The sequence below is a fragment of the Fusibacter sp. 3D3 genome, assembly GCF_001748365.1.
Lineage (GTDB): Bacteria > Bacillota > Clostridia > Peptostreptococcales > Acidaminobacteraceae > Fusibacter_A.
The window spans coordinates 1-13,093 of the sequence record NZ_BDHH01000012.1 but is presented as its reverse complement, the minus strand read 5'-3'; the positions used below and the strand labels follow the sequence as shown (position 1 = coordinate 13,093).

11 protein-coding genes and 1 other annotated feature are annotated in these 13,093 nt (G+C 35.6%); of the genes, 4 read left to right on the top strand and 7 right to left on the bottom strand.

Annotated elements, in window-relative coordinates; translation table 11 throughout:
* The first annotated feature begins 280 nt into the window (after positions 1-280).
* Positions 281-493, top strand: coding sequence for a hypothetical protein (locus tag F3D3_RS13955; protein WP_069874863.1), 213 nt, complete (start codon positions 281-283; stop codon positions 491-493).
* A 166-nt stretch (positions 494-659) separates the two neighbouring features.
* Here the strand turns inward: F3D3_RS13955 and F3D3_RS25200 are convergent, their stop codons facing one another.
* Positions 660-1,118: a transposase gene (locus F3D3_RS25200; protein ID WP_084389049.1), complete on the bottom strand. Its 459-nt coding sequence runs from the start codon at positions 1,116-1,118 to the stop codon at positions 660-662.
* Between the two features lie 87 nt (positions 1,119-1,205).
* On the opposite strand from F3D3_RS25200, the gene F3D3_RS23385 reads away from it, so the two are divergent.
* Together F3D3_RS23385 and F3D3_RS13930 are read left to right on the top strand one after the other, a co-directional pair.
* Positions 1,206-2,254, top strand: a protein-coding gene (locus F3D3_RS23385) for an IS630 family transposase (protein ID WP_242877140.1) whose coding sequence is annotated in 2 segments (ribosomal slippage) — positions 1,206-1,715 and positions 1,718-2,254 — 1,047 coding nt in all. Because the reading frame shifts where the segments join, the coding sequence is not laid out codon by codon here.
* A 97-nt stretch (positions 2,255-2,351) separates the two neighbouring features.
* A protein-coding gene (locus tag F3D3_RS13930) for an IS3 family transposase (protein WP_139132100.1) occupies positions 2,352-3,472 on the top strand; the annotation gives its coding sequence in 2 pieces (ribosomal slippage) (positions 2,352-2,601 and positions 2,601-3,472; 1,122 coding nt in all).
* On the opposite strand, the gene F3D3_RS13925 is transcribed toward F3D3_RS13930, so the two are convergent.
* Both F3D3_RS13925 and F3D3_RS13920 read right to left on the bottom strand, forming a co-directional pair.
* Positions 3,469-5,202: a hypothetical protein gene (locus tag F3D3_RS13925; protein WP_069874854.1), complete on the bottom strand. Its 1,734-nt coding sequence runs from the start codon at positions 5,200-5,202 to the stop codon at positions 3,469-3,471. The genes F3D3_RS13930 and F3D3_RS13925 overlap by 4 nt on opposite strands.
* Positions 5,203-5,597: 395 nt before the next feature.
* Positions 5,598-8,021: a valine--tRNA ligase gene (locus F3D3_RS13920; RefSeq protein WP_069874852.1), complete on the bottom strand. Its 2,424-nt coding sequence runs from the start codon at positions 8,019-8,021 to the stop codon at positions 5,598-5,600.
* A gap of 93 nt (positions 8,022-8,114) precedes the next feature.
* Positions 8,115-8,394 (bottom strand) — a binding site (T-box leader).
* Between the two features lie 197 nt (positions 8,395-8,591).
* Here F3D3_RS13920 and F3D3_RS13915 point away from each other — a divergent pair.
* Positions 8,592-9,329 (top strand): FlxA-like family protein, encoded by a 738-nt coding sequence (locus F3D3_RS13915; protein WP_069874850.1) that lies wholly within the window; start codon positions 8,592-8,594, stop codon positions 9,327-9,329.
* Positions 9,330-9,337: 8 nt separating this feature from the next.
* Here the strand turns inward: F3D3_RS13915 and F3D3_RS13910 are convergent, their stop codons facing one another.
* The 4 genes from F3D3_RS13910 to F3D3_RS13895 form a co-directional block, all read right to left on the bottom strand.
* Positions 9,338-9,976, bottom strand: coding sequence for an amidohydrolase family protein (locus F3D3_RS13910; protein WP_175438380.1), 639 nt, complete (start codon positions 9,974-9,976; stop codon positions 9,338-9,340).
* Between the two features lie 29 nt (positions 9,977-10,005).
* Positions 10,006-11,199: a M20 family metallopeptidase gene (locus F3D3_RS13905; RefSeq protein WP_069874847.1), complete on the bottom strand. Its 1,194-nt coding sequence runs from the start codon at positions 11,197-11,199 to the stop codon at positions 10,006-10,008.
* A gap of 17 nt (positions 11,200-11,216) precedes the next feature.
* The gene (gene nhaC / locus F3D3_RS13900; protein WP_069874845.1) at positions 11,217-12,647 is read right to left on the bottom strand and encodes a Na+/H+ antiporter NhaC; all 1,431 of its coding nucleotides are present in this window, start codon (positions 12,645-12,647) and stop codon (positions 11,217-11,219) included.
* Between the two features lie 147 nt (positions 12,648-12,794).
* Positions 12,795-13,093, bottom strand: a 299-nt coding sequence (locus F3D3_RS13895) for a sodium ion-translocating decarboxylase subunit beta (RefSeq protein WP_139132099.1), incomplete at its 5' end; no start/stop codon positions are given.

Genomic DNA, 13,093 nt, shown 5'->3' with positions numbered 1-13,093 from the left:
ACAGATGATTTAGCAGTAGAGTAAGAAATCCTGTTTTTATGAGTATGGATCAACAATGACAAGAACACCCCCTAATATTACATGGATGGCACTCCGCAGCCCCGCGAGGACTGCGTGCCAGTGATGTGATATTAGGGGGTGTTTTGTTGTAAAGCAGATAGAATTCACAAAAAAGAAATTTGATTAATTAAATTAAAAATGCTATATAAATTGAATTAAAATTTTATAAAAATCATCCGATATATATCATAACCAAAACTACTATGTGAGGATGAACCCTATGAATAAACGCAAGCCACTAACTCAAGAACAAATAAAAGAACTTTTAGAAGCAATGAGGTCATCAAAAATAAAACGTGAATATCGTCGAATTCAAGCTATCTATTTATACGGAACAGGAAAAGAGGTCGGAGAAATCGCTGAAATAACACAGTTGACTCCTGTTACGATTTCAAGATTATATACAAAGTCACTAGTGTTGCATAAAAAATAATTGCTCATGTCAAGCCTATAAACAAAAAAACATATATACATTATAAGTACTTTGTGGTGAATAATTACATTGTGTATCGTTCTGCAAATGAAAAAAAATAGCAGCTAAGCTAAAATAGTTCTTGCTCAAATTTTTTCATAAAGTGACATTTTACTATTGGATTAAATTAGTGTATATCGTTTTCCAGTTCAATTTTTTCGAAATATTCGCAGATTCTATCAAATTCTTGTATATAGTTATTTTTTCGCCTGCCCTTTGAAGTCTTTGATGGCCGTTTTCTTAATTCAGCTAAGAAGTCTCCAAACGGATTKAAAATACAGGCTTTCAGTATTCTTACAAACGTCAGTAATGAGCCATTATAGCCTTCTTTAAGTTTCGCCAGAATCAAAAGACAGTAGGTAATAAGTGCAATAAATATTTGGTTTTCCACAGCGTTGGCACTTTTCCCATAGAACACTTTTATTCGACAATGCTGTTTTATCCATTTGAAAAACAATTCGATTTTCCAGCGCAACCTATAAATATCAGCTATTTCTTCTGCTTTCTTATCAAAATTATTGGTGAGGATCACAAGAAGATTTCCCTTTAAGTCCAATGTTTTTATAAGTCTCACATGATTTTTCATTTTGGTTGATATATAAATCGAATTAAAATTTTATAAAAATCATCCGATATATATCATAACCAAAACTACTATGTGAGGATGAACCCCATGAATAAACGCAAGCCACTAACTCAAGAACAAATAAAAGAACTTTTAGAAGCAATGAGGTCATCAAAAATCAAACGTGAATATCGTCGAATTYAAGCTATCTATTTATACGGAACAGGAAAAGAGGTCGGAGAAATCGCTGAAATAACACAGTTGACTCCTGTTACGATTTCAAGATTATATACAAAGTATCGTAGCATAGGGCTTAGTTCAATCCCAGATGCTBCACGCAAAGGGAGACCAAGTCGGTTAACCGAAGAGCAAGAGGCTACAATAAAAGACCTCATTYTAAACAAAACCCCCGCCGATGTTGGTTTTGTAGCTAATTTCAATTGGACAGCTGGAATTGTAGCAGAATATATTTTGAGAGAATTCAAAGTTCAATACAGCATCAAAGGTATCACGTTGATATTGTCTAGACTGAATTTATCATTCACACGTCCTACGTACACGTTAGCTAAAGCTGATCCCCTAAAGCAAGAGCAATTTCGCAAGGCATTTATTGATGTTAAAAAAAATTGATAAACGGTGAAATCCAACACATACTATTCGAGGATGAATCTATGATTCGAGATTACCAAGCGATCGGAGCTACATGGTTTGAACGCGGCAAACAAAAAATCATMAAGACGTATGGAAAGCATCGTGGCGTAAAACTAGTGGGCTGTTTAGATTATGAGAGTGGAGATATCTATTGTGAAGAGCACGAAACATACGATGCACAAACATTTCTTGGTTTTCTGAACAATGTACTTGAACGGTATTCTGGTAAAATTGTTATGGTTCTTGATAATGCAAGGATACACCACGCCAAGTTRCTTCAGCYTTTTCTTTTAGAAAATTCCCATCGACTTGAGTTAATGTATCTACCTCCRTATAGTCCAAATCTAAACTTGATAGAAGGTCTCTGGGGTTGGCTTAAAGAAAAAGTCATCAACAATGTTTTTTATAACAAGACATATGAGATTAGAAAGAATGTCTCTGCTTTTCTAACAGAAATTGCAAAACATCCACATATTATTATAGATCGGTTATGTGTCCAATTGTAAATTATTAAAATTTAATTCAACTTGGATAGGCTATACTAAACTAGACAGAATTCTTAGGGTGAATTAAAATAAACTAATAAGCCTAAGGAGACTCGAAATGACTAAAAAAACTAGAAGAGAATTCACCGAGGAATTCAAAACTCAAATGGTGCAATTGTATTTACATGGTAAAACAAAGGCCACGATATTAAAAGAATATGATTTAGCCCCTTCCTCATTGGATCGCTGGATATCTCAACATCAGAACTCAGGTTCATTCAAGGAAAAAGACAATAGAAGCGATGCTGAAAATGAACTTCTTAAACTTCGGAAAGAAAATCAACATTTAAAAATGGAAAATGATATTTTAAAGCAAGCGGCGCTGATATTAGGACGAAAGTAGGAGTCATCAAAGCAAATTTAGACAAATACTCAGTATCAGCAATGTGTAACGTCCTAAAACTCCCTAGAAGCACATATTACTATGAATCCACTATGAAAAACAAAAAAGACGCTATGACTGAAGATGTCATAAAGATTTTCAATGAAAGTCGAAAAAACTATGGCACCAGAAAAATCAAGAAGAAACTTGCAGACGATGGTAAAATCGTATCCAGACGCCGAATTGGAAGAATTATGCGTGAGAATGGTTTAGTATCAACTTACACAATTGCACAATACAAGCCTCATAAAAAGCCGTGTAACGAGGATAAAACAACAAACAAAGTGAAACGTGAGTTTTCGGATCGAGAGTACTTAGAAGTTGTAGTCAGCGATTTGACTTATGTCAGGGTTGCTGGAAAATGGAATTATGTCTGTATTCTTATCGACTTGTTCAACAGAGAAATTATTGGTTATAGCGCTGGTCCAAAGAAGGACGCATTGCTTGTATATCAAGCTTTTTCAAGAGCAAATGTAAATTTAAATAATATATCGATATTTCATACAGATCGTGGCAGCGAGTTTAAAAATAATGTTATTGAGGGCCTAATAAAGAATTTTAACATCCAAAGATCATTGAGTAAAAAGGGCTGTCCATATGACAACGCTGTAGCAGAAGCTACTTTCAAAGTGTTTAAAACAGAGTTTGCAAATCGATATTTATTTAAATCGTTAGAAGATCTCAATCTCGAGTTAGCAGATTATGTGAATTGGTATAATAACATAAGAATTCATTCAACATTGGACTATTGTACACCTATACAATTTAAAAGAAATACCCTTAAGAAAACTGTCTAAATTACTGTTGACAATCCAACTTTATATAGTATAAAAAGAGTTATATACATAGAATAAAAACCGTTATCTCCCTCCTCATTAAGATATAAACTATTATGTACTATACTATAATCAATTTTTTTAGCATTATTATCTCTTAATAAATTTCGAATTTCCTCATCTTCTAGCTGAATAGTTGATTCCATCATCATAAATGCCAATGTTTCTAAATTCTCATAGTTATCATAATTCATTTGAAATTCACTCACAATTTCGGATTCTAAGATGTCACTATTAGCATTTTCAATTTTAGTTGCGAACTCATATGCAAATATCTTCATAGATATAGATTCTTCTATTGAATCATATTTTCTTGCAACTTTATCATTTATAAATGCTTCAATTTTCAATCTATAATCACTGTTTATCTCTATCTTATATTTCTTGCATATAGTCAACAAATTATTCATAAGAAAATAATTTTTTCCAACATCATAAGAATATGCCATTTGAATAATATCATTCACTCTTTCAAAATCATTATTATTTGATATTCCTAAATCATATTTCATATCAAGATATAATATCTTCTCATAATCATCTAAATCATCATAATAGTTCTCAGCAGTCAAAAGATACCTAATCAGCGATTCACTATGCTCCGACCCTAAACCTAAAATTACAAAGCATTTATATGCGTAAAATGTATCATTCATATCAGAATTAATTTCAAAGCTGTTCGAAAAACTTCCGTTAGATAATTGCATTTTCTTTATCATTTCTATTGTGTTATCCCAAGTTATTGATTCATCTAATTTGAAACTCATTTCCATTGCCAAGTCTATAAACAGAACATTGCCATCACTCTTTTTATCAAAAATATTCCCATCTTTGGATTTATACAATTTAATTATGTCTACATAATTTATTGAGTCTGGACTAACATCTTCTTGATCTTTCAAATAGCTCTCTACGACAAAAAGACTGTACAAATCCAGAAAGGGAATATCATCTGGTATAACGTATTCATCAAAACACTCTCTAATCTTTATTTTTTGTTGACTTGGTGTTAATCCAAGCATATTTAATATAGATATAGCCGAATTAATATTGCCTATTCTATCTATTTTTGAATCACAAGTTTTGTCTATTAGACGATAACACCAATTTTCAATATATTCTCTGTTTGGTATGTCTTTGTTTAACAAGGTAAATATCTGAATGCCTCGTTTATTGGCTAATATTTTAGATGCACTAAAATCATTAGAGTCATCTATATCAGTTTTTGGCTTTAAGTAAAAACCACGCTCATCATATAGAGTATCTACAACCTCTATTATTGTATTATATTCACTTTCTGACATGTTATAATTTACCATTTTTGCAATGCTTAAATAGTAAAAAATATTATTTAAAACTAAAAAAACATCATTATTGGTTAAATAATACGATTCAACATCATTAATCCATTTTTGAGTATTTTGTTGCAGTTTTGAATCCAGACCTTCATACCTATTTATAATATTTAGGCAATGGTATGTATAATATAAACTTTCTTCACTATTCTTATAGTAAAAAAAACCCCCATCTTTATTCTCATACACACTTAAGTTCCTCTCTATAGCTTTGCTTTTAGATTCATCTAAAATTGCATTCACTGTTTGTGAATTTAACTTTAACGAGCAACCACACATTAAATTTGATACTATAACAATAATTAATGTTAGCACAATCATCTTGTTTTTAAACATCTCTAGTCCTTCCTTTTGAAAATCAAAGCGTATACTCAGTCCGCTTCGCTACCTTCGTAATCCTTGCGCAATCCCACTGGATTAGGAATATGCCCCCCCACTTTAAGACGTGGGGGACATCTCCTCAAGGGTTATATTGAGGAACATACATGATTGGTTGTAAAAAACCGAAACTAAATACAAAACCTTCTATTGGCTTTAATCCAACAGCTAATGTTGTAAAAATGCATAATTTGAAAAAACACATATTTGATTTGCACGTTGATTTGCACAAATCATATGAACATAAACAGATTACCATTAATCAACTTAATAGTAAATAATATTTATTAATTTCTAATTTGTTATACACATTAAAGACATATATTTCCTCATTTTCTGTATCAGATTTTGATTTATAGAATCACCTTCCTATTGTTGAGGATTAATCGCTTGGCATTGCAACATGCGATGATATCCATTTTGTTGTCAAAAATCATCTCTTGAATCTCTTTTGGACATTCGATAATCACTTCATCAATTTCTGATTTTAGGGAGAGTGCCTTTTCAGATTTATACTTTCTTACCTCAGCTATTGCGGTTTTGATCGTATCGCCATAAATTAAATAGTGATCTTTTAAGAGCGTAATTTCACACCATCTCATTTGGTGAAGCGATTCGAATTGCTCTTTGTCGCTATAAAAAATTTGATAGATATACTCTGTAATATGTGGCGTAAAAATAGCGTAGAGTTTAAGGATCATGAGTAGTGAAATGTAAAGTGCATATTGTGCCCCTGCCCTTTCAAGGGTACCATGTTTTTCAGGTTTATAAAGCCTGTCTTTAACGATTTCAAGATAGTAATCACAGAAATCTCGCCAAAACAAGAGATCAATTTCATGTCTAGCCAGTCCCAGTTCATACTGGTCTAAGTGTCTTTGTGCGAGAAGCATGGTTTCTTTACACCGCTCTATAATCCATTTATCTATGGGTAAGAGTTTCATTTCATTTTCTATCGAAAAATCTTGAAGGTGTGAAATTGAAAACTTTGAAGCATTCCAGAGCTTGTTGATAAAGCGCTTTGAAGCACCGAGCTCATCTTCTGAGAAAAAGGTATCCGTTCCTAGCTTCGCTGTGGCTGCCCAATATCTAATCGCATCAGCAGAATGCGTTTGAATCAATGCTTGTGGTGATAAAGTGGCGTTGTTCTTGGATTTGCTGATCTTCTCCCCTTTTTTTGCCAAGACAAAGCCACAGATCATGATGTCTTTCCATGGAATCTCGCCAGTATGATAGAGACTTTTTACAATCGTATAAAATGCCCATGTCCTTATAATTTCATGAGCTTGAGTTCTCATACTCATTGGCATGAAAGAATCGTTTTTCTGAACGCGTTCATCTTCTGTTGGATTAGAGCTTAGACGCTTTCTCTTTTCACCCCAAAGCGCATTGATTTGCGGTGTAACAGATGACGTTGCCCAGGTGTCCAATACTGCTGTTTCAGGCATAAAAGTATTGCAACCGCAAGAACAAGGCGCTATTGGGTTTGATTCAAGTGGGTTAACGGGCAGTTGGCTTTCATCTGCAAGCTTTACTTTGCCGCATTCAGAACAATACCAAAGTGGAAATGGCACACCAAAGTATCTCTGCCTAGAAATACACCAATCCCATTTTAAATTTTCAACCCAATTCAGATAGCGATTTTTCATATGAGCTGGATACCAATTGATCTGATCACCAGCCTCTAGAAAACGTTTTTTTTCTGTTAAAATATCGATATACCATTGTTTTGAAGGGATGATTTCTATAGGGCTACCACAGCGTTCATGGGTTGAAACGTGATGTTCTATGGTATCACTACTCGTGAGCAAATCATTATCTTTTAACAGATCAATGATCAGATGCCTTGCTTTTGCAACGGTTAACCCACCTATGAAAGGCGTTTCTTGTGAAATCGTCCCATCTGGCATGATGACCTTTCTATAAGGCAAGTTGTGTTTTTCATACCATTCGAGGTCCGTTATATCGCCAAAGGTAGCACACATAACGATACCACTGCCCTTTTCTATTTCTACAGCATCATCTGCTATAATGGGAATTGCATAGTTGTACAGTGGGACATAGGCTGTTTTGCCAATCAAATGTGCATGGCGGTTGTCGCTAGGATGTATAAAAAGTGCCGTGGTGCCATTGAGGAGTTCTGGTCTTGTGGTGGCGATTTCAATGGCTTCGCCATCACTTGTTTTAAATATAAGGGTGTTAAAAAGTGTTTGTTTTGCTTTAGCATCCAGTTCTGCCTGCGCAATTGAAGTTTGACACTCTGTACACCAAAGAACGGGCGAATTCTTATGATAAACCTTCCCCTTTTCATAGAGATCGATAAATGAACGTTGAGATATTCTTTGAGAGATTGGATTGATGGTTTCGTATTGAAGCGTCCAATCCACTGAAAAGCCAAGCGATTGCCATAGTGTTTTGAATTCAGCTTCGTACTTCTTTGTCGTGTCAAGACATTTTAAGTTAAATTCTGAACGCGATAAATTTTTAGCCAATATCTGTTCTTCTTTTTCAACAAGTCTCTCTGTTGGGAGGCCGTTGTCATCAAAACCGAAAGGATAAAAGATATTATATCCCCTCATGCGTTTATAACGCGCGATCATTTCACCTTGTGCATAGGAGAATATATGCCCCATATGAAGACTGCCACTTACTGTGGGCGGTGGCGTGTCTATGGAATAGATTGGCGCTTTGGTATTAGGATCGAATTTATAGATGTTGAGTGAATCCCATAAAGCTTGCATTTGGCTTTCAATTTCCTGATGTTCGTAGTGCTTTTTCATACTGTAACCTCCTGAATTTTGATGGATCTTATTAGATAAGTTGAATTGACCAACGAACACAAAAAAAACCGCCCTAAGAATAACTTTCGCTATTCTTAGGGCGGATGCTTATGCGTCCGTGGTACCACCTAAATTCAGATTATAAAAATCTGCACTCTACCAATACGGGAACTCACAGAGCTGTGCTCAAGGGTCCGATATCGTTTTCCCTATAACGGTGGAAAATGCCGTTGAAGTCTACTCAGATCATGTCCGCATCTTTTCGGTTCAAAGCTCAAAGGCTACTTCCATACACACTTCATGAAGATTTTCACCAGACATCTTCTCTCTACTTTTCAGGGGTGTATGTACTCCTCCTCGTCAACGCTGTTTTGATGTGTTCGTTTAACTTATATTATGTGTTTTTTTTTAGCTTGTCAAGTCGATTTTAGGAATTTTTAAATTTGATTTTGGAATTTTTTAAAATTGATCTAATCTTTTTAAAAGGAATTACGATATATTTATTAGAGTATTAAGTTTAGATAGAGCATTGAGCTATAGTATAGACTACAGAGTTAAAAGGAGGCCATCATGTTAGGCAATGTAGGCAGTCGTACATCATCAGAAAAAATTTATAGTCCAGCTCAAAGTAAGGGACAGGATTCACAGATCAAGGCCATACAAAATCAGATTAAAAGTGTGCAAGAACAAATTCAAAAATTGTCAGAAAATAAAACTTTGGACATCAAAGAAAAAGCGGCAAAACTAAAGACACTACAAGAGAATCTTCAAGAATTAAACCGTCAACTTGTAGAAAAACAAGCTGAAATTGCAAAAAATCAGAATCAGAATCAGAATCAAACCCATAAATCTACTGAAACGACTCAAAATTCGACTGAAAATACTTTAGAACTGGACACCATGAAAAATGTAGCCGCTGCAGATCAAGCGCTTTCTATGACCAAAACACTGAATGCCGTTAAAAATGAAATGTCTGGAAGAGCTCAGATCTTAAAAATCGAAATAAAAATAGATAGAGGTCGTGGGGATTCTACAAAACTTAAAGAAGATCAACTTTCAGGACTAGAGAAAAAAATTAACAGTTCTAACTCAGAAGTTTCAGAAAGTATTGGCAATGTAAATCATATTTTGAAAAAATCAACTGAAACACGCCAGTCCAATGACGCTGTTGAAGAAGATGACGCCACTTTGAATCTCAATGATGAAGATCAAATGCGTAAGACAGAAGATCAAAAGGACGCGATTCACTCAAAGAAACAAGAAAAGTTAAGCAAGAAGCCTAAATCCCCTTTTGATATAACCATTTAAGTGTATATTTATGTCTTTTCAATTTCAAAAAAAGTTTCTAATTGTTCAATATAGAGCATATTTTCACTGGATAAAAAAAGTTGTCCCCTAAATTTGGTTTGTTTGAATAGAAAGTATTTAATAAATTCAAATGAAATCTCATCAATCCAATGAAAGTTTTTAATAAAAATATAAAGCTCACATTTTTGACTAATATGACATAATAAATGCATCAAGGAATTAAATATTCGGTTTTTTTCAGTTAAGGCCGTCAAATTGAATTCATCCTCATGAGTGGAATTGATGAATCTTATAACGCTGTTGTCGAGTCGAACGATGTCTTTCCAAAATAGAACTGGGATGTCGCTAAGTGTTTCATCTGAAACATTGTTCATCACTTCTTCTACAAGACCTGATAAATAGTAGCCCATCAAGTTAAGACCCGTTTGTGTCAAATGCACATGGCTATCGTGAAATCCTGGAAGGACAGTCATGCCCTTGAGATCAAGGACTTCAATAGAGGCTTCCATATAGGGTAAATAGTTTTGGTCATTGCCAAGATCAATGATCAAGCCATCTCTCACAACAATCCACGCATAAATGGAATCTTCATCATCCATTGAAATTATATGGCCATTAAACATTAATAGATCATTACATTTCATCATCATCATCATCCTTTACACGCATATCCTCTTTAGCGATTAGCCTCTTTAATAAATTGATACATTAAATGAGCCGTTTGAGTTACTGTATTGATTTGAACATTTTCATTGTGTGTGTGATAATTATCGCCACTTGGTCCGAAAACATAAGTTGGTATTTTCATCCTTGAAGCGATAAAGTTGAAATCACCAATACTTGAAAAATAGGCAATATTGGGTTTGCTATTAGTCGTGTTTTCTATTATTGTACAGAATAAATCCGTAAAGGGATGTTTCTCATCTACCACATAGGGTTGAAAACCATCATAGGCATCAGAGGGTGCTTTTCTAAAGACGATATTGTATTTGGATTTGATCCTAGCTTTAGCGACAGCCGCTTCCACTTCTCTAATGATGGTCTCTTTTGTTTCACCGCGCACAATATGCCTGAAGACGGTGAAACTCGCTTTGTCGGGAACTGAGCACACATCATGTCCGCCCTTTACATCCACAATGCACAGTGAACCAGAACCCAGCTGTTCATCGTGGATCAGTGGTAAGTCTTCAAGGCAGGCCATGACTTTAGCCGCATCAATAGCCGCGTTGATACCTTGCTCTGGATTTGCAGCATGAGCAGATTTTCCAAAGAACTCTACAGTGTAATTATACCCTCCCCGAGCCCCTAAGCATAGACATGGAAACGATTTTTTTGTAAATCCAGAACTGGGCTCTGCAACTAATGCCACATCTGCATCTTTACCGTATTCTGAATCAATAAAAAAATTTGTACCAAGGCCATAAGGCCCTTCTTCGTCAGATACAAAGGAAAAAATAACATCACCTTTTAAAAAGGCTTTATTCTGATTGAGTTCTTTTAACACCAGCAATTGGGCGACTACACCGGATTTCATGTCTAAGGCACCAAGGCCATAAAGGAGCCCTTCTTTTAAGACTGGGGTAAGAGGGTCGGTCAACCAACCTTCACAGATGTTTACAGTATCTAAGTGACCATTGAGTAGAATGTTGGGACCATAGCCACGGCCCTTTATTCTTCCGACGATATTCAAACCCTTAAATCCGGTTATCAGGGACTCTTCATAAGGGACGAGTTCACAATCGATGTTATGACCTTTTAACCATTGATAAACATAATTCATGATTTCATGTTCATGAAAATACGGACTGTGGATTTGAATGAGTTGACCGAGTAGATCAATAACAGTTGTGTCATTTAACGTATTATGCATGTTGACCTCCACTTAGATTACGCAGCTTCACTATCACTATAGGTTTTGACGCTGGCAATATCCCCTTCTTTGAACATAAATTTGTTTGTAAAGCCATAGATCACTGAAATGATCGGTGCTAAGAAAGATAAATAGACATAAGGGAGATAATCAAGTGTGGCAACACCGAGTGCACCTGTGAAAAATACACCGCATAAGCCCCAAGGAATTAAAGGCGAGGTGACTGTTGCAGAGTCTTCGCAAACTCTAGAGCAAACTTGAGGAAGTAGCTTTTTCTCTTTATAAGCAGGCACCAACATTCTTCCAGGAATAATAATCGCCATGTATTGGCTTGCAGAGAAGAGGTTGATTGCGATACTGGAAAGAACATGAGTCAAAACTAAGCCACCAGTTGTTTTGACAAGGTGTCCTATTTTTTCAAGAAGGACTTCTAACATTCTAGTTTTTTCAAGTAATCCGCCAAAACTGAGTGCAATAAACCCAAGCGATATGGTCCACATCATGCTTTGTAGTCCACCTCTGCTCAAAAGTGCATCTATTTCAGCGATACCAGTAGCTGAAGTGAATCCATAGTTCATGAAGTTCATCATTTCGCCTATGCCATAGCCTTGGAAAACAATGGCAAATAGCGCACCTATAAATGATGCAATGACCATAACGGCTAAGCCGCCTACTTTCTTTATCGCTAAAATTACCACGAGTATTGCTGGAATAAATGTCAATGGATGAATGAAATAGTTTTCTTTCAACCCCACAAGAATGTTATTGATTTGACTCTGGTCGATACTGCCCCCTTGAAACTGCATCCCTAATAACAGATAGATTAAAAGCGAGAGGATCAGTGCAGGTCCGGTGGTGTACATCATACTTTTGATGTGATCGAATAAATCAGCTTCTGCCACACCCGCAGCAAGATTGGTAGAGTCAGATAAAGGTGACATTTTATCACCAAAGATGGCACCAGAGATGACGGCACCTGCTGTCATTGGCGCTGGGATACCCAGACCTATGCCAATCCCCATAAAAGCAACTCCAAAAGTGGCACCTGTTGTCCATGAACTTCCAGTTGCAAGTGATGCCACAGAGCATATGAGACAGACGGTAAACAAGAATATTTGGGGCGATAGAATTTTTAAACCATAATAAATCAGTGTTGGAATCGTTCCGGCCGGAATCCATGATGCGATCAGGACACCGACCATCATTAAGATCAGCATAGGCAACATTGCGATTTTACAACCGTATAAAATCCCCTCCTGAATGTCATCCCATGTGAAACCTGAATAAAGTGCTACAATAGATGCGACAACACTTGCAGCGATTAAAGTGATATGTGTTACCCAATCTTGATGCAGGATAAATATTTGAGTAAACATGGCAAAGATTAAAAATATAAAGACGATCATTGCGCCCCAAAACGTGGGTTTTTTTGCTCTTACTTTTTCCATACGCGTCACTCCCTTTTCTTTAATGAGTTCATTATAGAGTTCACTAATTTAAAAAAAGGTTTATTTTTATGTTTAATCTTTAAAAAATTATAATATTCTGAAAAAAAAAAATCAGCCCATCGGGGCTGATCAAGTTTATTTATTATTTTAGAATCCAGAGAACAGTGATAACAACACCCCAGCAGATACTGCTGAACCGATTACACCGGCAACGTTAGGTCCCATTGCATGCATGAGTAGGAAGTTGCTTGGATTTTCTTTCTGTCCAACCACTTGTGATACCCTTGCTGCCATTGGTACTGCGGATACCCCTGCTGATCCAATCAGTGGATTTACAGGATCTTTTGTAAATTTGTTCATGATTTTCGCCAAGATGACCCCTGCTGCTGTACCGATACCAAATGCTACAACCCCAAGACATACAATTGCAAGTGTCTGTACGTTTA